This window comes from Bifidobacterium sp. LH_389 (genome assembly GCF_056357235.1).
Map to the genome: position 1 here is coordinate 95,980 of NZ_JBKEVR010000005.1, position 24,537 is coordinate 120,516.

General features: G+C 65.6%; 16 protein-coding genes. 5 read left to right on the forward strand and 11 right to left on the reverse strand.

The features are described 5' to 3' along the window. Positions 1-6 precede the first annotated feature (6 nt). A complete protein-coding gene (locus tag AC1AZA_RS06985) occupies positions 7-831 on the reverse strand; it encodes a hypothetical protein (protein WP_476513941.1) in 825 nt (274 codons plus the stop codon). Between the two features lie 8 nt (positions 832-839). Beyond that, complete coding sequence (locus tag AC1AZA_RS06990; protein ID WP_476513942.1) at positions 840-1,802, reverse strand: ATP-binding cassette domain-containing protein; 963 nt, start codon at positions 1,800-1,802, stop codon at positions 840-842. A 474-nt stretch (positions 1,803-2,276) separates the two neighbouring features. Between AC1AZA_RS06990 and AC1AZA_RS06995 the strand changes: the two genes are divergently transcribed. Beyond that, positions 2,277-3,230, forward strand: coding sequence for a CTP synthase (locus AC1AZA_RS06995; protein ID WP_476513943.1), 954 nt, complete (start codon positions 2,277-2,279; stop codon positions 3,228-3,230). A 399-nt stretch (positions 3,231-3,629) separates the two neighbouring features. Here the strand turns inward: AC1AZA_RS06995 and rpmA are convergent, their stop codons facing one another. The 4 genes from rpmA to dapE all read right to left on the reverse strand — a co-directional run bounded on the left by rpmA (position 3,630) and on the right by dapE (position 8,694). Further along, positions 3,630-3,881 carry a 50S ribosomal protein L27 gene (rpmA, locus tag AC1AZA_RS07000; RefSeq protein WP_476513944.1) on the reverse strand — a complete coding sequence of 84 codons (252 nt, stop codon included), beginning with the start codon at positions 3,879-3,881 and terminating at the stop codon, positions 3,630-3,632. Between the two features lie 40 nt (positions 3,882-3,921). Continuing rightward, a complete protein-coding gene (rplU, locus tag AC1AZA_RS07005; protein WP_476513945.1) occupies positions 3,922-4,230 on the reverse strand; it encodes a 50S ribosomal protein L21 in 309 nt (102 codons plus the stop codon). 118 nt (positions 4,231-4,348) lie between these two features. After that, positions 4,349-7,174: an Rne/Rng family ribonuclease gene (locus AC1AZA_RS07010; protein ID WP_476513946.1), complete on the reverse strand. Its 2,826-nt coding sequence runs from the start codon at positions 7,172-7,174 to the stop codon at positions 4,349-4,351. 356 nt (positions 7,175-7,530) lie between these two features. Continuing rightward, positions 7,531-8,694 carry a succinyl-diaminopimelate desuccinylase gene (gene dapE, locus AC1AZA_RS07015; protein ID WP_476513947.1) on the reverse strand — a complete coding sequence of 388 codons (1,164 nt, stop codon included), beginning with the start codon at positions 8,692-8,694 and terminating at the stop codon, positions 7,531-7,533. Between the two features lie 252 nt (positions 8,695-8,946). On the opposite strand from dapE, the gene AC1AZA_RS07020 reads away from it, so the two are divergent. Further along, entirely contained in the window at positions 8,947-9,891 is a 945-nt protein-coding gene (locus AC1AZA_RS07020; protein WP_476514021.1) for an AEC family transporter, read from the forward strand. A gap of 49 nt (positions 9,892-9,940) precedes the next feature. On the opposite strand, the gene AC1AZA_RS07025 is transcribed toward AC1AZA_RS07020, so the two are convergent. The 4 genes from AC1AZA_RS07025 to AC1AZA_RS07040 all read right to left on the reverse strand — a co-directional run bounded on the left by AC1AZA_RS07025 (position 9,941) and on the right by AC1AZA_RS07040 (position 19,376). Beyond that, positions 9,941-10,654 (reverse strand): YesL family protein, encoded by a 714-nt coding sequence (locus AC1AZA_RS07025; RefSeq protein ID WP_476513948.1) that lies wholly within the window; start codon positions 10,652-10,654, stop codon positions 9,941-9,943. A gap of 83 nt (positions 10,655-10,737) precedes the next feature. After that, on the reverse strand, positions 10,738-13,098 hold the full coding sequence (locus AC1AZA_RS07030) for a beta-galactosidase (RefSeq protein ID WP_476513949.1): 2,361 nt from the start codon (positions 13,096-13,098) through the stop codon (positions 10,738-10,740). A gap of 10 nt (positions 13,099-13,108) precedes the next feature. After that, entirely contained in the window at positions 13,109-16,459 is a 3,351-nt protein-coding gene (locus tag AC1AZA_RS07035; RefSeq protein WP_476513950.1) for a DUF5107 domain-containing protein, read from the reverse strand. A 109-nt stretch (positions 16,460-16,568) separates the two neighbouring features. Further along, positions 16,569-19,376, reverse strand: a complete 2,808-nt coding sequence (locus AC1AZA_RS07040; RefSeq protein WP_476513951.1) for a glycoside hydrolase family 2 protein — start codon at positions 19,374-19,376, stop codon at positions 16,569-16,571. Positions 19,377-19,599: 223 nt separating this feature from the next. Here AC1AZA_RS07040 and AC1AZA_RS07045 point away from each other — a divergent pair, with 223 nt between their 5' ends. Continuing rightward, positions 19,600-20,457, forward strand: coding sequence for an AraC family transcriptional regulator (locus tag AC1AZA_RS07045; protein ID WP_476513952.1), 858 nt, complete (start codon positions 19,600-19,602; stop codon positions 20,455-20,457). Between the two features lie 173 nt (positions 20,458-20,630). Next, on the forward strand, positions 20,631-21,959 hold the full coding sequence (locus AC1AZA_RS07050) for an ABC transporter substrate-binding protein (protein ID WP_476513953.1): 1,329 nt from the start codon (positions 20,631-20,633) through the stop codon (positions 21,957-21,959). Between the two features lie 146 nt (positions 21,960-22,105). Here the strand turns inward: AC1AZA_RS07050 and AC1AZA_RS07055 are convergent, their stop codons facing one another. Next, positions 22,106-23,035, reverse strand: coding sequence for a helix-turn-helix domain-containing protein (locus tag AC1AZA_RS07055; protein ID WP_476513954.1), 930 nt, complete (start codon positions 23,033-23,035; stop codon positions 22,106-22,108). Positions 23,036-23,204: 169 nt separating this feature from the next. Between AC1AZA_RS07055 and AC1AZA_RS07060 the strand changes: the two genes are divergently transcribed. Continuing rightward, entirely contained in the window at positions 23,205-24,518 is a 1,314-nt protein-coding gene (locus tag AC1AZA_RS07060) for an ABC transporter substrate-binding protein (RefSeq protein WP_476513955.1), read from the forward strand. Positions 24,519-24,537: the final 19 nt, after the last annotated feature.

The following is a 24,537-nucleotide window of genomic DNA, read 5'->3' on the forward strand; positions in this document are numbered from 1 at the left end:
CGCGACTCAGCAGACGTCGCGCCGGCGGTTGGCCAGCAGCGTGACGACCGCGGCCATCGCAATCCACAGCGTGAAGATCACCAGCGAGAACACCCACAGCGGCCATCCCCAGGTGGGAGCGGAATCTCCGAGCGCGAAGAACAGGTTCTCCGGCTGCCCGCCCAGCTGCTGCAGTGCGGAGGTAATCGTCATCTGCGGCAGCGTGCCGATCCAATTCGCCTTCGTGGCGGAGACGAGCATCGCGGCGAGCAGGGCCAGCACGCTGTGCACGATTCCTATGGCGACGAGCACGCCGGCCGTCATGGCGAACGCCTTGCTACGGATGAGCCACGTGAGCGCCGCGACCACCGCACCCATCGCGAACATGCCCAGCATCATCAGCGCCACGTACAGGACGGTTCCTCCCCACGGTTCGGGCACCGCGTACCGATAGCCCAGCACCGCAAACATCACCTCCATGAACGCGACGTTCAGCAGCGTGAGCCAGACCGTGATGCCGGCGATCAACGCCAGCTTCTCCACGTAGTAGACCGTGCGGCGGGACCGCCCGGCGAACAGGTTCTTCACGAACCCGCGCTCCACGTCCTCCGAGGCGATGTGCACCGCCATGAGCACCACGAAGAGGCACAGCATCCCGCCTGCCAGAAGCGCATCGGACAGCATTGCGGCGTGCGTCCGCCACACGTGTCCGGCGCCGGGCGTCGGCTCATCGCCGCCGGGAACGAGCGTGGCACCGATCAGCGTGAATCCCCCGCAGAATGCGACGGACAGCACGGTCACCACCCAGAAATACGTGCTGCGGAGCAGACGGTAGAGATCCGATTTCAACAATGGCAACATCATCGTGCACCTCCCTGTGCCGGCTCGTCCCCCATGAGGCGGACGAAGTAATCCTCCATATCGTTCGACCGCACGGCAAGCTCCAACACGGTCTGATTGTCGTCGTGCAGCATCCGGGCGATCGCCTCCGGCTCCACGTCGCCGGAAATGGTGATCGAACCGTCGGATTCGGCGGCAAAGCGCACGCCGGGCAGATTGCGGTCCTGCAGCAGGGCCAGCGTGACGGACGTGTCCGCGGTGCGCACGCCGATGCTGCTGTGACACTCCTCCGCCACGTCCTTGGCGGTCATCTCGCGCACCATGCGGCCGTTCGCGATCACCCCATAATGCGTGCACATGCGTTCGAGCTGGTCGAGCACGTGCGAGCTGATCACGATCGTCACGCCGCGGGTCTCGTTGAGCCGCACCAGCAGGTTGCGCATGGCCCGCGCGCCTTCCGGGTCGAGGCCGTTGAGCGGCTCGTCGAGCAGGAGCAGATCGGGTGAATCCATGAGCGCCATGGCAAGGCCGAGTCGCTGCTTCATGCCGAGCGAGAAGCCCTTGGCGGCCTTGCGACCGGTATTCGCCAGCCCTACGGTTTCCAGCAGGCGGGCCGCGGTTGTCTTGGGGCTGGGATCGCCCACCGCCAGGCCCAGCGTTACGAGATTGTCCATGGCGCTCAGATTCGGCAGAATGCCGGGATTTTCGATCAGTACACCCACCCGACGGGTCTCGCCTGCTCCGCGCCCGGTGCCGCGCCCTGCACCGCGCCCACCGAGGACGAACGGCTCGCCGAAGAGCCGCACTTCCCCTTCACTGGGCGCCACCAGTCCCGCCGCCATCTTCATTACCGTCGACTTGCCTGCGCCGTTGCGTCCCACGAATCCGTAGATCGCCCCTTCCGGCACATGCATGTCGAGGCGGTCCACCGCGCGCTTGCCGGCGTATCGCTTGCCGAGCGCCCGAGTCTCCACCACGTTCATCGCGGTCCTCCCATTGTTCAAGCCCGCCGGTCCGTCCGGCGATACCTTCACCCTACGGGGCAGGATTTACCCGTCTCTCTCCCATTTCTTACCAATGTCTTACTTCTCATGATGTGAATTCTCGCATCCGCGATCAAACCTGCCTGAGGCGGGATCGCGGCTGACCCGGGAATCTGAAGGCCCGGCACGGACCGTTCGGAGGACTGCGCAAGAGAGTCGGCCAACCTTCCGGCAGTCTGCCCTGCCACAGTTCCGTCCCGGTCTCGGGCTTTCCTGCCCGATCTGCCCCAATCTGCCCCGATATGTCCTACCTTGGTCTGTCTCAGCCGTTCCACGGCCTGTCCCAACTCGGACCAGTCCGGCCCATCCATGCCCGTCCAGCTCAGGCCACAACCCCGTATGTTTCGTTCCTATTCGTCGGTACGGCACCTTCCGGACATCGCCGCGTTCCTTCTGGCTCCTACGCTCGAGAGCGTGAAAGCCCATGAAGCATTGACGCAACTGTTCGCCACCGCCCAGAAGGAGCGGCGATGTGCGATCCCGCTGATCGATGCAGACATCAGCGCGGTGAAGCGACGTGTTCGCACCGGAGAAATCCTGCGCGTGTGGCCGGGCATCGTCGCGCAACGCCAGTACTGGGAGTCCCTTGACGCGCACGAACAGGTCCGTCATCTGGTGCGCGCGCTGGCCAGAGTGCATCCCGATTGGGTTTTCGCCGGGCCCACGGCGGCGATCATGTACGGGCTTGACTGTTCCTACCGTCGGCTGCGTCCCATCTGCATCGTCTCCAGACCCGGGACGCATTGCCGGAACACCGACTCACTGGCGCACATCGCCATGGCCCATCCGGATGTTGTCGATCTCAATGGCGTGCCCGTCACCGATCTGCTGCGTACACTTTTCGACTGCGCCGCCAAGCAGCCGCTGCGATACGCGCTGGGACCGTTGGATTCGGCGTTGCGACGGCAGATGGTGATGCCCGAGGTGCTGCGCGGATACCCGGGAGCGATCAAATACTCACGGCAGCGCGACAAGGTCCGGAGGGCGTTTGATCTGGCGGACGGGCGCAGCGAGAACGGCGGGGAGTCCGAGGCACGCGCCGTGCTCACCGAACTCGGCTACCCGCCGCAGGACCTGCAGACGACGTTCCCTTGTCTGGACGATTCGCGGCACACGCACCGGGTGGACATGCTCTGGGTGCGCGCGGACGGTACCAGACTGGCCGGGGAATTCGACGGCACGCGCAAGTATGTGGACCCGTCAATGACGAACGCGCGCACGATCCGGGAAGTGGTTGATGCCGAGCGGCAGCGTCAGCGGTGTCTGGAACGTCAGGGCGTGACGATTCTGCGCATGTACTACGACGATCTGGACAAACCCTGGCTGCTGCAGAGACGGCTGGAGGAGTTCGGGGCACCGCACGCGTAACCTCGCCGCACGAGAACCGAGAGAGCCCGCAACTTACGGGCTGTACGGGCCGAAATCGGCAATTCGCAGCGCTATCGGGTCGCAAATCCGGCGAAAAACGGCCCGGAAATGCTGCGAATTCAAGATTTCGGCCCGCACAGCCCGTAAGTTGGGCACACGCCAGCGCGCGGCACGGAGGGAAAGTGGATGGCGTACCACGCCGGCGCATGGCAGCGCGGCACGGATAGAACGCGGGTGCAGTCAGAACGCACGGCACGGACGGCGGCACAACAGCGGCGGCACGCCAGCGCGCGACGGCACGGGCGGGAAAGTAGGCGGCGCATCAATGCCTGCGCGGATATGCGAAAGGGCCGCACCCCATGCACGGGATGCGGCCCTTCAAGCAAACGTTATGCGCGCTCAGGCGGCAACGACGTCAACGACCTTGCGATCGCGACGCACGCCGAACTTCACGGCGCCGTCGGTCAGGGCGAACAGGGTGTGATCCTTGCCCATGCCGACGTTGTGGCCCGGATGGAAGTTGGTGCCACGCTGACGGACGATGATGTTGCCGGCCACGACTGCTTCGCCGCCGAACTTCTTCACGCCGAGGTATTGGGGATTCGAATCGCGACCGTTGCGAGAGCTGGACGCGCCCTTCTTGTGTGCCATGTCTGGTTCCTTTCGATTCCTAAACCGACTGCCGAGGCGATCAGGCGATAGCCGTGATCTTGACGCCGGTCAGCTTCTGACGATGACCCTTGCGACGGGCAACGCCGGTCTTGTTCTTGAACTTCTGGATGTTGATCTTCGGGCCCTTGGCTTCGTCGTTGACGACTTCGCCCTTGACGGAGACCTTGGCCAGATCAGCGGCGGACAGCGTCACCTTGGCGCCGTCAACCACGAGGGCGGCCGGGAACTCCACGGTCTCGCCGTTCTTCGCCTGGAGGCGGTTGACGTAGATCACGTCGCCGACCTCGACCTTTTCCTGATGGCCACCGGCCTTCACAATCGCGTACATAACCAATCCTTTATTAACTTGGAAAGCTTCTTGCCTAACGCGCCGAGCCCGCGGTTAGACACCGACGCAAAAGTTTACACCAACCCATGCATCGAGTCAAACCGCATGCCCGGGCGTGTCAGTCCTCGTCGGCCCGGTTCGCGGCCACCGCAGCAGCTGCAATCTGGGCGAGCTTGGCCTTGACGTCCGCGGAGGACCCCTGCGTGGCGGGAGGCAGCTCCTTGGCCGCCGCCGTGCCGCGCCCGTGCTTGTTCGTCTTGATGAACGGATCGCCGCCCTTCAGGGCGTACGGATCGTCATACGAAGCGGACACGGTCGGCTCGTCGTGCAGAATGAACCCACGGCCGTGGCAGGTGGGGCACTCCTCGGAGAAGGCCTCCACGAGACCCTGGCCGACGCGTTTGCGGGTCATCTGCACCAGACCCAGCGAGGTGACCTCGGCCACCTGATGCTTGGTCCGGTCGCGCGCCAGGCATTCCACGAGGCGGCGCAGCACCAGATCGCGGTTGGCGGGCATGACCATGTCCACGTAGTCGATCATGACCATGCCGCCGATGTCGCGCAGACGCAACTGGCGGGCGATCTCCTCCGAAGCCTCGAGGTTGCAGCGGGTGACCGTCTCCTCCAGCGACTTGCCCTTGCCGATGAACCGGCCGGTGTTCACGTCGATGGTGGTCATGGCCTCGGTGCGGTCGATCACGAGCGAGCCGCCGGACGGCAGGTAGACCTGACGCTCCATGCCCTTCCTGAGCTGACCGTCGATCTGCCACTTGTCGAACACGTCCTTGCCCTCGTGCTCGGCCGGATCCCACTTCTCGAGCTTGTCGCGCAGGTCCGGGGCCATGGTGTCGAGGTACTCCTCGATGCGTGCGTAGACGTGGTCGCCTTCCACGATGAGCTTGTTGAAGTCGTCGTTGAAGATGTCCCTCACCACGCGGATGGCCACGTCCGGCTCGCCCTGCAGCAGCTTGGGACGCTTGCCGTGCCAGTACTCCTCGCGCTTGGCGTTGATGCGCTCCCACTGCTTGACGAGGTTCTCGAGGTCCTTGGTGATGGCTTCCTCGGAGGCACCCTCGGCGGCGGTGCGGATGATCACGCCCATGTCCTTCGGGGCGATCCGGGAGACGATGGCCTTGAGGCGGCTGCGCTCCCGTTCGGACAGCTTGCGCGACACACCGGTCATGCCGCCGGACGGCACGAGCACCAGGAAACGGCCGGCGAGCGTGATCTGCGAAGTCAGACGCGCACCCTTGTGGCCGATCGGGTCCTTGGTGACCTGCACGAGCACTGGGTCGCCGGACTTGAACGCGAGTTCGATGCGGCGCGGCTGGCCATCGAGGCGGGCGGCGTCCCAGTTGACCTCGCCGGCGTAGAGCACGCCGTTGCGGGTCTGGCCGATGTCCACGAACGCGGCCTCCATGCTGGGCAGTACGTTCTGCACGCGGCCCAGATAGATGTTGCCGACGGTGGCGACCTCCTGAATGTCGGAGACGTAATGCTCCACGAGTACGTTGTCCTCGATCACGGAGATCTGCGTGTGGTGTTCGCGCTCGCGCACCACCATGAGGCGGTCCACGTGTTCGCGGCGGGCCAGGAAGTCCTGCTCCATGAGCTGCGACTGGCGGGAACGCTCGCGGCGATTGTCGCGCCGACGCTGCTTCTTGGCCTCGAGGCGCGTGGAGCCTTCGATGTCGGTGATCTCGTCAATGTACTGCTGCTTGCGGGAGCGGCGGATGAGCGGGGCGTCGTCCTCGTCCTCCGCGGCGCGGGAGCCACGGCGACGGCGACGACGACGGGTCACGCCGGAATCCTCGTCGTCCTCATCCTCGGACCGGTCGGCACGATCGGCCGCGCGGGCACCGGAGCGTTCCGTACGCTCGGCGGTTGACTCGGCGGCGTCGGCATCGTGGCCGGCACGGCGACGACGACGGCGACGCGTGGTCGTCTCACCCGTGCCCTGCTCGTCACCCTCGGCGTCGGAGGCACCGGAGTCGCCGGCTTCGGCCGAAGAGCCCGCCGAAACGGATTCGTCGTCGATCGGCGCATAGGTGATGTCGTCGTATTCAAGGTCCTGTTCGATCTGTTCGACCTCGGCCGCGGCACGACGCTCCTGCGCGTTGAGACGGCGGGAACGGCGAGAACGGCGGGTGTCGCTGTCCGGATCGTACTCCTCGTCGTGCATCGAACGGCGTTCGCGCGGACGGGATTCGGCCGACTCGTCGCGTTCGGCAAGACGGGAACGGGTGCGGCGGCGGATGCGCGGCGCGGCATCCTGCTCGTCGTCAACATCGGAGGCGGAACGATCGTCCTCGTCCTCGGCTGCGGAACGCGCCCTGCGCACGTCACGCGGTTCAGGCAGTTCGATGCCGAAATCCTCCGCGGCGGGCAGGCGGCGGCGACGGGAGCGACGGACCGGTTCGCGCGGCTCGGCCGGCTCATCGGCGCCAGCGGCATCCGCATCGTCGGCGTCGTCGCGCACGGCGGCGGGACGCTGACGGGTCGGCAGCACCGGCTCCTGGAACAGCAGGGAAGTCATGGGACGGCCCGCGCGGCGGGACGTGCCGGCGGAAGCGGCGGACGGGGCCGCGGCAGCACCGGATGCGGCGGGACGCATGAAGGACAGTTCGCCGACCGCCTCGAGCGCGCGCTCATGACGGGTCTCGGGATCGCGGTCCGCCTGATCGGTCGCGTCGGTACGGCGACGGGAGGAGACGGCACGCCCGCCGATCGCGGGTTCCTCGAACTGCGGCTCCTGCACATGCATGGGCAGGGCGCTGCCGGCGGCACCGGCCGCACGCACCACGCGACGGCCCGCACGGCGTCGGCGGGGAGCCGGGGACGAAGCGTTGTCTGAAGGGTTGCTGGCTGCGTTTGCGTCGGTTTCGGGCACGTCGAAACCGTTCTCGTTGTCTCTGGGCACAATGCTCCTTGCGGCACGCTGCATCGGGCCGCTTCTGTTCCGGTCCCGTTCGGCTCTCACGCCACGCTCTCACCGTGGCCGCGCATCGTGGCGCGCCGATCGAGAATTCACTCAAAAAGCTTGCTTGCACGAAGGCGGACACCGGCGCTTGCGCATGCAGTCATGGAAACTGCCTCCGTACGCAAGGGGATCGACGCCTTCGCGGATTGGCGGCATGCAGGTCCGCCACTGTTAAGTATGGCACATTTTTTCGCATGTCGTGACCACGCGGCGACACCGTGCCGTAACCCGGCGGTCATGTGGCGGGTTCGGGCCGGCGCGCCGCGCGTGTCGCAACAGACGCCGGCCCGCCCAGTGGTCGCCAGCCTGCCGACCTGCCGTCAGCTCAGCGCGTCGGTGAGGATGCCGGCCAGCAACTCCAGATCGGATTCGGGCAGCTGCTCGTCGTGCTTGTGGGCGAGCAGCGGATCGCCGGCGCCCAGGTTAACGGCCGGAATGCCGAGCTGGGAGAAGCGCGCCACGTCGGTCCAGCCGAGCTTGGCGAGCGGCTCGCGCCCGGTGCGCTCCCTGACGAGTCCGGCGAGCGCCACGGCGAACGGCGAATCCATGCCGGGCCGGGCCGACGGCGACTCGTCCTTCATCTCGATGCCGTAGCCCGCGAACACGCCGCCGGTGGCCATATGCTCGCCGTTGCCGAGTTCGGCGCCGGCGTCCGCGCCCATCATGAGGGCCTTGGCCTGCCCGATCGTCTTGTCCGGGGCGAACCGGTAGTTCACGTGCACGCGGCACTCGTCCGGGATGACATTGGTGCCCTTGCCGCCGGAGATGAGCGTGGCGTTCAGGCCCTCGCGGTACGTCAGTCCGTCCACGTCCACGTCCGCGGGCTTGTAGGCGTTGAGACGGTTCAGGATCTCCGCGGCCTTGTGGATGGCGTTCTCGCCCATCCATGCGCGGGCCGAATGCGCGGCCACGCCGTGGGTGACCACGTCGAAGCGGATCGTGCCGTTGCAGCCGCCCTCGATGCCGCAGCCGGTCGGCTCTCCGATGATCGCGAAGTCGCCGCGGATCCAGTCGGGATGCGCTTCGACCACCTTGCGCAGGCCGTTCTGCTCGGCGGCCACCTCCTCGTGGTCGTAAAACACGTACGTCAGATCCGTCCTCGGCTCGGTGAGCGTGGCGGCAAGGTAGAGGAGCACCGCGTCGGACGCCTTCATGTCCGTGGCGCCGCGCCCCCACATCACGCGCTCGCCGGGGTGCGCCCGCGCGATTTCGGGACGGATCAGCGGATCGCCGGGCTCGAGCCAGCGGGGCGGGAAGTTGTCGATCACGGGCACGGTGTCGATGTGCCCCGCGAGAATCACGCGACGGTCGCGCCCGAGCTCGGTGGATGCGACCAGCGTGTCGCCGTGGCGGCGGACGGTCAGGTGCGGGCACTGTTCGGCGAGAAAGGCCTCGATCAGGTCGGCGAGCGGCGTTTCGTCGTCGCTTACGGAATACACGCCCATGATTCGTTCCAGCAGGGCGCTCGGATCAACGTTCATCATGCGACCATCGTAACCGCGCCCGGACGCGCATGTAACGCGGAGCGCTTACCTTGTGAGACGAACACCCACCCGGCAAAAGTTGCATATCCGCGCGCCTGGCACTCCGCTCCGGCATTCAATGCGCACGGATATGCAACTTTTGCACGAGCGAATACGAACGAGCGTGAGACGAACGCCCACCCGACGCGGAAGTGTGGCACACTGGGATGGCTTTTGGGAATTATTCGGCGAATGAGGAAAGAGGCGACCGTCATGGCTGGTCTGCTCAGCGCGATGGAAGGATTCTGCGTCATCGGCATCGTGATCGCCACGGGATACGTGGCCGCGCGCATGCGCATCGGCGGCCCGAGCGCGCAGATGGTGCTCAACCGGTTCAGCTTCTTCGTCTCCAGCCCGTGCCTCATGTTCGCGATCCTGGCCAAGCAGCCGCTGGGAGACATCTTCCACCCGAGCCTGCTGGTGGCGTTCCTGTCCGCTGCCGGCGTGGGCGTGGTGTTCCTGGTCCTCAACTCGCTGTTCTTCCACATGAAGGCGCCGGACGCCACGATCGGCGCGCTGAACTCGCTGTACCTCAACTCGAACAACATCGGCCTGCCGGTAGCAACGTACATCCTCGGCAATCCGGCGCTGGTGGCCCCGATCCTCGTGATGCAGCAGGCGCTGTTCACGCCCATCGGGCTCACGGTGCTGGACGTGACCACCAAGGGCAAGGTCTCGGCCAAGGAGGTGCTCAAGCAGCCGCTCCACCAGCCGCTGCTCATCGGCTCGCTGGGCGGCATCGCCGTTTCCGCGATCAGCGCGCACGTGGGCTACTTCGTGGTGCCGGACTTCCTGTACGACCCGATCGACATGATCGGCGACTCCGCGGTGCCCATGATCCTCATGGCGTTCGGCATGTCCCTCAGGGGCACCAAACCGTTGCAGGAGAAGGGCGACCGGCCGGCCATCTTCACCGTGGCCGTCCTGAAGAACATCGTGATGCCCGTCATCGCGTTCCTGCTCTCGTACTTCGTCATGGGCTTCCGCGGCGCCGAGCTCTACGGCTGCGTGGTGCTCGCCGCCCTGCCTACCGGCCAGAACGTGTACAACTATGCGGCCCGCTACAACGTGGGTCTCACGTTCGCGCGCGACGGCATCCTGATGAGCACCATGACCAGCCCTGTGTTCATCGCGCTCATCGCCTTCCTGCTGAGCTGACGGGCTGGCACGCGGCGGACAGGGCGGCGCGTGAAATACGGGCTGACCGCTACCGCGCCACGAACTGGGCGATGCCCTTGAGCCCGGTCTGCGTGCCGGCCAGGCCGATGAGCGAGATGCCGAACAACGGCAGCACGAAGAACGAATACGGCAGCAGCAGCACGCCCACGGCCGTCACCGCGAGGTCGAACAGGAAGGTCAGCAGCGTGGCCGGGAAGCGCAGAGGCACCAGCAGCAGCGCGTTGCGCCAGATCTCCTTGCGGCCCAGATCGGTGGCCACAAGCATGGGGAACAGGTAGATCATCACGGCGAGCGCCACGATGGCCGCCGCACCGCACAGTCCGGCGAACACCACGCCTCCGGGGCCGGGGACCGCGGAGGACGACGAGTAGAACCATGCGCCGAACGCGCCGAGCAGCACGACGGCGAGGATGGGCAGACCGACCACGCTGGCACGCTTCCACTGCTCGCCCCATGCCTTGAAGTAGTCGTGCCATACGAAGAGCACACGGCCGTTGATCATGTCCCGGTACAGGCTCGTCGCCGCGGCGGCGGCCATGGGGATGGTGACGATGGGCAGGCAGGTGACGAACACCAGCACGTTGAGCTTGATGAGGTCCCACGTACGGTGGGCGACCACGTCCCATACGATCGCCGCGCTGTTGGCGCTCGTGGCGTCACGGCCCGCGTCGCCCGCATCGCCACCGCGGCGATCGTCCTTGTTGGGCTCCGGCGGATTGTAGATGTTGTCGATGAACTTCATGCCGTCATGCTCCTTTGACGATCGGACCGGCGATCGGACCGGCGGGCTGCCTCGCGCCGCCCACGAATCGTATCACACCGGGCTCACGATGTCCTGTGAGCCCGGACGAACACGGTTTCGCAGACAGGCCGCAGCTCGGCGCCATCGAGGGAAGCGATGCATTCGGCGGCAATCTCCAGACGGGCGGCCATGGGCGAATCCACGTTCACGTTGACACCCTTCTTCAGCGGCGTGATCACGAGCACAAGGCGCCCTCCGGCGGACCGGATCGCTTCGGCGGAGTCCCGCAATCCGATCTCCCACACGTCGCCGTTGCAGAAGTTGTCGCTGAGCAGTCGGCCGCCGGCGAACAGCCAGCCGATGTTGCCCGTGTAACGCACACGCAGGAGAACATCGGCCGCGACGCCCTGCAGTGCATCCGTCACCCAATCGGGCAGATCGATGGCGAAGCGATCGGCGGCGAGCGCGGTGACGGCTGGCGCGGCCGAAGAGTGATCGGTCCGGGCTTCGGTTCCCCCGGCAGGTTCCAAATAGCCGACCGGATAGGTCTCCACTGCGGCGACGGGATGCCCATTGCAGGACTGTGCCACGATCATCGCATCGTCGTGTTGATACAGCGCATGCAGCGTGCCCAGAGCGGACGGGCCGACCGCTTCGCCGGCAGGCAGGGCACCAGCTGCGTCGGGCGTGAAGGCCAGCGCTTCGCCGTCAAACACCGTCATACGGCAGGCAAGGGCGCGGCTGACGACCACGATCTCCACGCATGCCGCAGCATCGCCGTGAATCGTAAACCGCTGGAAGTCCGCCTCGCCGTCCACCGCAAGCTCACGTACCGAGCCTCCGGGCGCAAACCGCATCCACGCACGGTCCATGCCGTCGGGGCGCATGAACACGAAGGTGCGGCAGGTGGCGCCAGGTGTACGGATCGCGGTGACGGGCTGCACGGTCGCTGCCTCGAGCGTCACGCCGTCGAGGTCCATGTTGAACGGGAGCACGCAGTTCTCCCCCGGCGCCAAGCCAATGCCGCCGAACCGTACCGCACTCTCCGCACAGTCATCCCCGCCCGGCAGCACGATGCGGATTGACTCGCCGTGTTTGGCGGGCGAATCGGCATGGTCTTGAAAATTAACGAGGAACACGAAGCCCGATCGCCCGTCGGTACGCACCGAGTAACGCAGAGCATCCAGATCCTGCGGCGTGATGGCCGCCTGATCCGCGGGCAGTGCCACATCCATGGGCACAAGCCGGTCCCCGAAGGCGTTGACGAAGTGGTGGAGCACCCGCATGCGGCCGTAGGACTCGCGCACCTGCCCGAATTCGCCCAGTCCGCACTGGTAATCGTACGATTTCTTGGGCACCTGCCCCTCGTTGAGGTAGACGCCGCGGCCGGTGGGATTGGTGCCGCCGTGGTACATGTAGTAGCCGAGGAAGTTGCAGCCGGAGCCGAGCTTGACGTTGGCCATGGCGTCCACGGACTTCATGGGCAACATGAACCGGTAGTTATAGGAGTTCATCATGCCTCCGCCCATTTCGCAGCATGCGTAGGGCTTGGCGGACGGCGGGTAGGACGGGTCGAACTCGGCGTTGCGCGGACAGTCGTCGGAGCGGAAGTCGCGGTACAGGTATTCGTCGGTCTTCGGATGCTCGCCGCCGTGCGCGTAGAACAGCCACGGCCGGTATGCGTAGCCGCCCCACAGCGGCAGCACGTCGTCCGGCACGGCCGCGCCTCCCCACGCGGTGGCGGTGAAGAACGGCACGCGGACGCCGGATTCGCGCGCGATGTCCCGCAACGCCTCCATGTAGGCCACGCCGTCCGAGCCGCTGCTCACCCATTCGTCGGAGATGCCGGTGGTCGCCTCCCACGGGGCGCATGAATGCATGTACTCGTTGTCCAGTTGGGCGGCGATGATCGGCCCGCCCTGTGCATAGAAGAGTCCGTCCACCTGTTCGGCGATGCGACCGTACAGTTCGCGCGTCTCGGCAAGCCAGCCCGGGTCGAGGGAGCGAACAACGTAGTCCTTGCCATACACCCAGTCGGGCAGACCGCCGTTGCGCACCTCGCCGTGGTCGAACGGCCCCATGCGCAGGATCACGTACATGCCGTGCCGTGCGCACAGTTCCACGAATCGTCTTAGATCGCGCGATCCGGTGAAGTCCCACCGTCCCTCAACCTCCTCATGGTGATTCCAGAACACGTACGTGGAGATGACGGTCACGCCGCCTGCAGCGCATTTGGCGAGTTCGTCATTCCAGCGCGAGGCGTCCATGCGGGAGAAATGGAATTCGCCGCTCACACCGAGGAACGGCCGTCCGTCCACGGTCATGGAGGCATTGGTGAAGTCGATCGCCTCGCCGGCCGGATTCACGTTGCAGGTCCGGTCGACGATGTTGAAGGGGTGGATCGGGCGACGGGTGAAGCCGGTCAGATCAACGAGGCGTTCCATGTCAGTCTCCTTACAGTGCGTGGCGATGGGCAAGGTCATCGGCGAAGAGGTTCGCCTGCATGTGGCTCGGGTCGAGGGCGAGTGCCTCGTTGAGAAACCGCATGGCCGCCGCACGGTCGCCGATGCCGATGTTGGCAAGGCCCATGAGGTAGAGGCAGTGGACGCGGTTCATCGTCGTGTAGTCGTTCTCGAAGATGAGAAAGTCGGGCAGTGAGACGGCGAAGTAGTCTATCTTCACCTGATCGTCGAGATGCTGCTCGCCGTAGTCCAGCAGGCGGTAGAAGCGGGCGTTGGCGGCTCCCCGCTCCCCGAGCGCCGCGTGCGCGAGTCCCTGAAAGAGGATCATCTCGGCTGGCTGGTCGTTGTAGTACATCGCGCCCTTGACCTCGTCTGGGCCGACCGCAGCCCGGCTGAATTCATCTTCGGCGGCCTTCTCGTCACCGAGGCGGCGCGCGATGACGCCCAGCCAGTAGTGCAGGTCGTTGTCCTTCTGGCCTTCGAGCTTGCCTTCGCCGAGGTTGTGCGGGTACGTGAGCGCGCGGACAAGCAGGTCGCGGGCGCGCGTCCAGTCGCCGGCCGCCATGGCGTCCTTGGCGAGCAGGGTCAGCGCGATGCGCCACTGCGCGGTGACCTTGCCTTCGCCGCCCTCCCACGGGTGGAAGCGGCGGGTGCCCATGAGCTCGTAGGCGCGCGCGTGGCTGCCGGTCTGGTTGAGCACGGTGAGGTATTCGATGAACAGGTCGTCGCGTTCGGCCACCACGTCGAGGTGCCGCTCGAACTCGGCCAGACGCCTGGCGTAGGGCCAGCCGACCTTGCGGTGCAGCTGGTCGAGTTCCAGGAACACACGGGCGTCGGACTCGTCGAGACGGTACGCCTCCTCGATCGCGCGCCCGGCGGCTTCGGCGTCGCCGCGCTTGTTGTAGTAGGCGAGCGCCAGATTGCGGTGCACGGTCGGGAAGGACGGGTCGAGGTCGCGGGATTGCTCCCACAGGGCAATGGCACGGTCGGCCAGCGTTTTGTCGTAATACAGGCACCCGAGGTAGTACGGGGCCTTCGGGCCGTTCACGGTCGCGATCGCACGCTCCAGCACGGCGATGTCCTCAAGCTTGTTCGGGAAGCAGTAGTCGGACGGGGCGGCCTCGGCGGCCTCGAAGGCGGCAACGGCCTCGGCGTCGCGCCCCAGCTCGGCGAGATAATAGCCCTCGTAGTACCGGACCATCGGCTTGGTCCGGTCGGCTTTGGCGAGCAGGCCCAGGGCTTCCTCGTATGCGCCGAACAACGCGTAGTCGCGGGCGGCCTGCAGATGGTTCTCGTGGAAACCGCGCATCAGGCCCTCGAGCTCGGCGGAGTCGGCGCCGGCGATCACGCGCTCGTTGCCGGACACGAAATCGAACGCGTCCACCGTAAGGTTCTCGTCAAGGACTGCAGCAGCGTCCCCGTCGCGGCCCATCTTGCGCAGTACGTACGCTTTCAGGCCTCTGGCCTTGATATTCATTGTGTTGCGGGTCAGGGCTGCGTCCACGTACTCGAGGGCGCTGGCGAAGTCGTTGCGGCGGGCGGCGATGGCGGCCATGTGGAAGAACGCGCGCTCCTTCTGGGCGTCGTCCCATGTGGCCTTGAAGAAGGCGTCGAAAGCGGCGTCGAGTCTGCCCTGATGCAGCAGCGCCAAGCCGAGGTTGTAGTGCGGCTCGGCGTCGTACGGCTGGGTGTTGTGCTTGGTCAGGCGCCGGATGGCCGCGCGGAAATGCCGTTCGGCCCCCGCAAAGTCGCCGCGGCGCATCAGCAGGCGGCCGTAGGCATTGTTGATCCGGGCGTCGCCCGCGTCTCGTTTCAGGCCTTCGAGGTAGTACGGGTCCGGCATGTAGGTGGCGTGGCGGTACTGCTCGAGGTGCAGGCCGGCGAACAGCAGCTCCTCGTTGGTGGCGATCCGCTCGGGGTCGTCGATGGCCTTGGCCGGCTCCGGCAGTTTCTCGATCTTCGCGGGTTGCGGCGTGTACTCGACGAGAATCCTGCCGTCCGCGTCGGCAACGGTGGCGGTGATCTCGGTGGCCGGAGCGCCCCCGGTCTCGAATTCGGCCCTGACGACGCTGTTCGGGCCGATCGCGCCGGCATGGGCGTACAGCGTCTCGCCGGTCGTGCGGTTGGCCACGGTCACGCGCGCATGCTCATGCACGCTCGTGGCGTATACGGTCACGCGGCCGCGCCCGGCCCGCAATCCCTGCGCTTCGACGCCCTCGGTCTCGCCGGCGGCGCCGAACGCGTCTTCGGGACCGATCTCGAGGTTCACCGCGGCGTCGACCGTGGCGTTCTTCACCAGCCCCGCACCCTTGTACGGCATGAAGTACTGGGTGAAGGTCTTGCCCTCGTACGGCTTGAGCCAGGTGAAATCGGGCTGGTTGTCGGTGAACACGCCGGTCATGAGCTCCACGTAGGGACCGTTGGCGTCGGTGAGGTTGCGGTCCCAGGCACGCCCGAAGTCCCCGCTGCCCCACGTCCACTGCTTCTTGCCCGGGCTGACGTGATGGTCGGCCACATGCAGTATTCCCGCGCCCACGCCGAAGTCGTAGCCGCCCACGAAGTCGTAGTCGGAGTGCGCGGCCATGAAACTGGTCGGCACCGGCACGTTCTTGTAGCGGCCGATGTCCACGCCCTCGGCATAGTCGTGCTTGTAGTAGGTGCCGGTGGCGATCGGATAGCGGGAGACGTCGCGCTTGCCGTGGTCCATGACGGCCGTCACGTCCGGCGGCATGACGGTTTTGGTGTGCTCGTTGACCGGGACGGCCGGGTTCGCCCACCACAGGAAGGTCTGCGGCAGCGCGGTGCCGTTGTACAGCTGCGCGGAGATTTCGATGAACGCTTTGCCCGGGTGCAGAGCGATCGTGGTGATCGCCTGGGTGCCGTACATCTGGTCGGTGTCATGCAGGGCCACGGCCTTGCCGCCGTCGGCAAGCGCCTCGATTTTGCAGTCGACCGGCAGATAGGTGGTCGGACGGTGGTGCTGCGGCCAATTGAACTCGATGCCGCCGGAGATCCACGGGCCGGCGAGCCCCACGAGCGCCGGCTTGATGACGTCGTTGCGGTAGACGAAATCGTAGCCGTTGGTTTTGTCCCTGGCATACTGGATGCGCCCGCCGAGCTCGGGCAGCACGGTCACCTCGAGGTATTCGTTCTCAAGGATCACGGCCCGGTACGCCTTGTCGTGCTTGCCGTCGCTGATCGTTTCGACCACCGGATATGGGTAGACGCGCCCGGAGCTGCCCTGGTACACGCGTTTCTCGATGAACTGCGGGTTCTTGCCCGCCGCGCCGATCTCGTAGGTGGGGATGACGATCGTGGTGTCCCTGATGGTGACGCCGCTCATGGTCTGCTCCTTCATTGGAACGTACGTTATGTGCCGGTTGACTTCAGCCTATCGCCACAGACAAGGGGAAACAGCGGTTTCTCTGCTCATCGATAGTGAAAAATTGCCATCAATGGACCAGATTGGCAATCACGTCCGGCAGCACTTCGACGCGCGGCACGAACGCCGAGGACGACAAGTGGGCGCGGATCGCCGACTGCAGCGCACGGGCCTCGGGATACGCTTCGAGATCCTGCAGACCGAGCGAGGAGAACATCAGGCGGCCGCCGCCGCAACGGCACTCCATGAGCTGGGTCATGGGTCTCAGGAACGCGTAGCTGTCCAACTCGGTGATGATCGAGCCGAACGCCTCCGGATCGCCGGGCAGCACGACCGCCCGACGGCGGGCCATCGGCCACCACTGCCAGTTCGTGTGGAACTCCGTGGGAAAACGCCGGAACAGCGGGTGTCCGGCATCAATGAGCTGGCCCATGGCACCGGACTGCGCAGGGAACGTGCCCACGGACCAGAAATCCGTGGAGAACTGGCACTGGATGGAATGCGGCAGCGCTTCGGCGGTGGACGGCGGCGCAAGGTACACCGTACCGCCGGATCGCAGCACCGCACGCGCTTCGGCGTCAAAATGCCGGGTCTCGTACACGTCCCCGACTCCGGCACCGGCCGTCTCACGCGGATACACCCAGATCGGGTACGTGTTGGACGCATCCCCCACGCTCAGCATCAGATCGAGGCGCACGGGCGCATCCGCCGCCACGCCGGCAAGCGGCAGCCGCAGCTCGCCCACGTCCGTCAACGCACCAGAGGGACAGTGCACGGGCGGCAACATGTCGGTCAGGCGCACGCCGGATCCCTCGAGCGTCACGCGCACCGGTCCATCGATCGGGGTGCGCCCGTAATTCGCCACCTTCACCGCAGCCGTCAGCACGTCGCCGGACTCGTACGTGTAGCACGGCAGCAGCGCGAGCGGCAGACGGTCGCGGAAGAACGCGCGGAACCGCTCGGGACGCGCGAAATCATAGGGTTTCGGTTCCAGATGCGCGTTGAGCATTCCCACCAGCGCGGTGCCCTGCCCGGGAAAATCCTGCAACCCCAGCAGCGACAGCCCGCTCATGGCTGGCGTGCGCATCACCGCCTCCACCTCCTCGCGGTAGCACAGCAGCGCCAGCTCGCCGGTCGCCGCCACCGAGCACCGCCACCGTTCGTCGCCGATTCCCGCGGCACGCACACGCTCACGGATGAGCCGATAGTTCTCCGGCATGGTCACGCCCCGGAACGTATCGATCTCGCCGAAGTCGGGCAGCACCTCGTACTGCCCCACCTCGAAGCCGAACACCGGCTGTCCGCAGTCCTTCCGCAGATCCGCCATCGTCCCGGCGTAATCGTTGGCGGCATTGGCATACCGTTCGTTGAGCGGGCCGACCATCGGCGATCCCGTGGCGCGCAGCCAGCCGTCATGGTACTTGGCCGCCGTGTAGAAGTCGCTCGCCGCGTCGCAGCCGCGGTGGCCGTAATGCACGTTCGACCCGTTGGCATACAGGCGGGTGCCGTCGAGCGTCCGGGCCCGGCCGAGCAGCTCGTTCATGCGGGCATGGCCGGTTTCGCCGCAGGCCAGCTCGTTGCCGAGCGTGAGCATGACGAACGAGGGGTGGTTGGCGAGCGCGAGGATCACCGCCTCCAGCTCGGCGGCATAGTACGCGGCCGATTCGTCGCTTTCTAAGGCCTCCTTGTAGTCCCAGTGCGACAGCTCGGGCTGCATCATCATGCCCATCTCATCGGCGGCCTCGAACGCGGCTTCCGGCGGGCACCACGAATGGAAGCGCATCACATTGACGCCATACGACCGATACGTGCCGAGGATGCGCGTCCATGCGCGCCTGTCCATCGGCGCATGGCCGGTTTCGGGGAAGACCGCGCAGTTCGCCTCGCCGCGCAGCAGGAACGCCCGGCCGTTGAGCGTGAGCCTGCCGTTCACGTCGGTGCCGAAGTCACGGATGCCGAAGCGGACGGTCCTCGCGGATCGCGGCTCCCGTGCGACTTCGCCCTGTCCCAGTCCAACGGCCAGTTCGGCGGTCAGCTCGTGGAGATTGCCCTCGCCTTCGTCCCATCGTGCCGCATCGTCGCGCAGCGGCAACCGGTCGAAGGTCACCGTGCGCATGCCCGGTCCAAGCGTCACGTCCCGTTCCGTCGGTCGTTCCAGCGCCGGGGACGTCAGGCGGATGCGACCGTGCGCGGACTCCCCGTGCGTCAGGGCGTTGACGTCCACGTCTACATCAACGCGCAACAGATTGCCGTGCGGATAGGCCCGGACCGACGTCACGAACGCAGGCGGCTCGGTGCGCAGCCGTACGTAGCCGAGCAGACCGTTCCAGTTGGTCTGCGTTTCGTCGGTGGCCGCCGACGATCGAATGATGCCCGCGTACGGCATGCCCGGGTATGAGTTGTCTCCGATGAGTTCAATGCGGTCGGCACTCCCCGGGATGCGCCCCAGCAGCCCGGTCACCTCGAAAATGTGCGGCGTACTCAGCGTGCCTGCCCAGCGGCGGCCGCCGGCGGGGTTGACCGGCTCGCCGTTCACGCGCAGGCTCAGGCACCGGGCGCGTTCCACATCGAGGAAGACCCGGTCGCCCGGGGCGATCAGCCCGGCAACGTTCACGTTCCGGGAGAACACCGCCGGCCCCTCGACCGTGCGGCGACGGGTGAATCGCGTAGCCCATGCGGCGGGCACTGCGGCGTTTCCGGTATTCCCGGTCTGCTGCACGAGCGCACTGCCGTCGTCATCCGCGGTCTTCACCTTCGCTTCGCGCACCGTGTCCGGGTATCCGATCCCGGATTCGTCCAACGTCCCCGGCACGGCGAACGGGCGGGGCATGCCGTCGTCGATCGTCGCCTCCCACTGGCCCTGCAAGTCGATGAGCATCGCAAACCCTCCTTGGTTCCGCTCGAGTACATGCACTGCAGTCCACTGTACGCATGGAGCCGGCATGACCGACGGCCCGCGGCCTGTGAAAATTGCACTGTCATATGAAAAGATTGCTCTTTCCCGTCATCACTCGCGCTTCTATCCTCTTCTACACGCATATATTGATCCGGAAGGGAATGTGGCATTATTGCCATATCCATCAGCATGCAAGGACCACGCCATGAAGCCAGCGGAACACGGAATCGCCAACGAGGGATCGGATTTCTACATCTACACGCCCAGCAAAACGGCGCTGCGCACCTTTCTGTACCCGCTGCGCGTAGGATTCTTCCGTTACGAGGCCGGGTACCGTCAGGAGCGCAGCTCGTTCGACAGTTTCCTCGTGATGGCCATACGCCGCGGCGGATTCGACGTCACCACCCACCGGGGCACCCAGCACGCCGGCAAGGGCGATTTCGTACTGCTCGACTGCTACCAGCGGCATTCCTATGCCAGCTGCGAGCCGAGCGACGTGCTGTGGCTGCATTTCGACGGCCCGACCGCGCGCGCATACTTCGAGCTCATCACGGAACGCATGGGCAACGTGTTCTCACTCAAGGACCCAAGCTACGCCGTCGCCCGGCTGACCGGCATCTTCGACACCTTCCGCGCCGCGCAACGCATCAGCGAGCCGCGCATGGCCAAGTTCATCACGGACGCACTCACCGAATTCGCCGTGGCGGCGTCCGACGGCGGACAGTCTCCGCAACGCCAGCCGCACGCCATCGAGGACGTGCTCGCCTACATCGCGAACCACCTCGCCGATCCGCTTCCCATCGGGGAGCTGGCCGCCCGGGCGTTCATGAGCGAGTACCACTTCATTCGCGTCTTCAAGCGGGAAACCGGCTACACGCCGCACGCGTACATCGTGAACGCGCGCATGCACGCCGCGAAATACATGCTCATCAACTCCGACGCGCCCCTGAAGCGCCTGTGCGAGAAATGCGGCTTCGCCGACGTCAGCACCTTCTGCGCAGCATTCAAGCGCCACAACGGTGTCTCGCCCATCGAATTCCGGCGGCGGAGCACCGTGGCGTAGACAACGTGGCGGGCGTGGCAATGCACCCCGCCACCGCAATTTTTGCATACGGGAGCGCAACATTTACCGTATCCGCCCCGAATCCGAACCGTAGTGTTGATAGCACAACCGCACATTCCCTCTATGGCGAAGGAATCCCCGATGCGGAGTAACCCTAAGGAAAGGTGAGAACAATGAGGTCTCTCAGCAACAAGACAATCGGCGGTATGGCGACCGCGTGCGTGATGGCGATGGTGCTTGCGGGATGCGGCGGTGGCGGTGATGCCGCAGGCGGAGGGTCGAACGACGCAGCGAAGGCCTCCGACGGTCCGGTGACTCTGACCATCAGCTGGTGGGGTTCCGATGCGCGCCTCAAGCTCACGCAGCAGGCCATCGACGCGTTCCACGCCAAGCACCCCAACATCACCGTGAACGTGGAGTACTCCGACTGGACCGGCTACTGGGATAAGCTCGCCACGCAGAGCGCCGGCGGCGAGGTGCCGGATGTGATCCAGATGGACGAGATGTACCTCGCATCCTACGCGTCGCAGGGTTCGCTGTACGACCTGGGCAAGGTGTCCGACTACCTGGATCTGAACCAGATGGACGCCTCGCTCAAGGGCACCGGCGAATACCAGGGTACGCAGTACGCGGCCCCGATCTCCTCAGCGGCCTACGCGATCATCGTCAACAACGACGTGCTTAGCAAGCTCGGCGTCACATTGCCGGACACCGACACGTGGACATGGGACGATCTGGTCAAGGTAGGCGAGGAAATCGTGGAGCGCAGCGGCGGCGAGGTCACGGGCATCGGCACCATGACCGACAGCAGCGGTCTGACCCAGTGGGCCCGCCAGCACGGCGAGAACCTGTTCAAGGACGGCAAGGTCTCCATCTCCGAAGACACTCTGGCCGGGTTCCTCCAGATGGCGTACGACTGGACGCACAGCACCCCCATTGCAGGCTCGGCCGACCGCTGGGCCGAACAGATGGCCGGTACACAGGATCAGAGTGATTTTGCGCAGAACAAGCAGGCGATGGTGTTCGCGCAGGCGGCCATGATCACCTCGAACGCGAAGTCCGCCGGCACCGACAACATGAGCGTCGTGCCGATTCCCTCGTCCGACCAGTCGAAGAAGTCCGCGTATCTCAAGCCCAGCCAGTACTGGGCCATCTCCTCCAAGAGCGAGCACCCGGCCGAGGCGGCCATGCTCGTCGACTACCTGATCAACGACGTGGAGGCCGGCAAGATCCTCGGCACCGAGCGCGGCATCCCGGGCAACAACACGATCCGCGAGGCGCTGGCCGGGTCCACCACGGGCACGGACAAGAAGGCCCTCGAGTTCCAGGACGTGATCGAGGACAAGCTCGGCGACGCGCCCGAGATCACCCCGAACGGCGGATCCGACGTGATGAACGTGATCAAACGCTACGAGCAGAACGTAGCCTTCGGCGACAAGACCGCCGCGCAGGCCGCCAAGGAGATGATCGCCGAACTGCAGGCCAGCATCGACGCCGCCTGACCGTTCCATTCCAGACGTGCGGCCGTAAACCGAGCCCGTTCATCGCGAACGGGCTTTTTCGCGTCCGAAACAGCACCCAGTTCCGGAAGCGGTAGCTGTTTCGGACGCAGAGAGCGGCCGCAGCTGCCCCGCCAACCGCTCGCCGCTCACGACGAGCGGGCCATGAACTCGCGGGGCGTCATGCCGTAGGCCTGCTTGAAGCTCCGCAGAAAATGCGTGTACGTCCTGAATCCGCTCTGCATGCACGCCGTCTGCGCACTCGCGCCGCGCAGCAGCAGGCGCTTGGCCATCCACAGGCGCTTCTTGACGATGAAGTCGTGCACGGTGATGCCGATCTCACGTTTGAACGCGCGAGACAGATGGAACTTGTCGGTGAAGAATCGGGCGGCGAGCGCATCGAGCGTCAGGTCTTCGGTCAGGTGCTCGTTGATGTATCGCGTCACGCCGTCGACCAGCGGGGACAGCTCACCGCGCGCCTGCAGGAGCACGTTCCCGGAGCACTGCACCGCCCGGTTGACGTCCACCATGAGATCCAGAAAGCGGTGCTCGAGCAGGATGTCCGCTCCGAACGCGCCGGCGTCGGCCTCGCGCCGGGCTTCATCCAGCAGCGTTGCGTACCTGCGCAGCGCGTCCGGGTCCATGCCCACCACGCGCGTGACCGGGCTGCCGGCGTCCTTGAAGCAGCCCTCAAGGTCGCTGCGGGACGTGGAGGCCTCGCGCAGCAGTCTGGGCGACACATAGAAGAACAGGCGCTCGAAGACCGGCGCAACCTGCCGGATGATGCGGCACAGATGCCCGTAGTGCACCAGAATGACGGTCCCCGGCCCGCTCACGTACTCGCGCCCGTCGAGGAAGAACAGCCCTCCGCCCTCGAGCGTGCAGTGCACCTCGTATCCGTCCCGGTAATGGAACGTGGTTGCATCGGAGTCAACCGGATCCGCAACGTGGAACATGTCGAATCGGTCGTTGGACATGGCGTTGTCGATTTCCGCGCGAGGGGCGCGCGCGGACTGCAGGGCACGCGCGGGCCGCGAAGCCGCCGGAGCACCGTCGTTCAAGCCGTTCACACCGTTCATGCCGGCAATCCAATCACATGATCGCAATGATTGCAAGAAACGCTAGCCTCAAGTCAATCCGCATCCCCAAACACCGCTTTCCGCGCACGAAACGCGATCACAATGGGAGCATGATCATCACATGGCGGTGATGGTCGAAACGGTCACCGAACGGTCGAAGGAGACGAAGATGACAGGCAACACTTGGAGGCGGACGATCCCCGCCGCGATTGCGGCGATGACGATGGCCCTCGCCGGATGCGGAAGCTCGGGCGGCGGCAGCACCGCGGAAGTCAAGCCCTCGGAGGGCAACGTGACGCTGCGCCTCAACTGGTGGGGAGGCGACAAGCGCATCAAACTCACCGAACAGGCGATCGAACTTTTCGAGAAGGAGCATCCGAACATCACGGTCGAGGCCGAGTACTCCGATTGGAACGGCTACTGGGACAAACTCGCCACGTCCGCAGCCGGCGGCGAGGTGGCCGACGTGCTGCAGATGTCCGACTTCTACATCGCCTCCTACGCTTCACAGGGCACACTGTACGACATGGGCAAACTCACCGACTACCTGAAGCTCGACGACATGGACGAGTCGGTGCGTCAGGCAGGCCAGTTCAACGGCACGCAGTACGCGGCACCGATCTCCATTTCCGGACACGGCATACTCGTCAACAACGACATCCTCGCCAAGTACGGCGTAGAACTGCCGGACACGGACACGTGGAACTGGGATGACTTCGAATCCGTAGCCAAACAGATCACGAGCAAGTCCGACGGTGAGGCCGTGGGCGCCTATGCCCCGCCGTATCTGCTCACCGCCGAGCTGTGGGCCCGCCAGCACGGCGAAGAGTTCTTCAAGGACGGCAGGATGGCCGTCAGCCCGCAGACGATGGCCGGTTTCCTCGAACTGGCCAAGCGCTGGGCGGACGAGGGCGTGTCCGGCAGCGCTGACGCGTGGGCGGAAAACGCGGTGGCATCCTTCGAACAGTCCGCCATGGCGACCGGCAAGCAGGCCATGGCGATCGTCGCCTCCAATCAGGTGACCGCATACCAAGCGGCGCTCGGCACGGACAACATCAGCATCGTGCAGATTCCCTCGGATAACCAGAACGTCAAGTGGGAGGCCACCTGGTCATCCCTCAGCTGGGGCATCTACTCCAAGACCGAGCATCCGGCAGAGGCCGCCATGCTCGTCGATTTCCTGGTCAACAACGAGGATGCAGGCAAGGTACTCGGCAACGAGCGCGGAGACCCCGCCAACAACAAGATCCGCAAGACGCTGACCGACAGCGCCACAGGTGCCACCAAAGCCACGCTCGACTTCACGAGCAAGCTGCTGAGCGTTTCCGGCCCGGCCACGGAAACCGTGCCGAACGGCGCCAGCAACGTGGAAAAGGACATCTCTCGAGCCATGCAGAACGTAGCGTTCGGGCAGATGAGCGCTCTGGACGCCGCCAATGACCTCATCAATACCACCAACAGCGCGATCGAATCCGCCAGCTGACCGGCGGTCAAACACCATG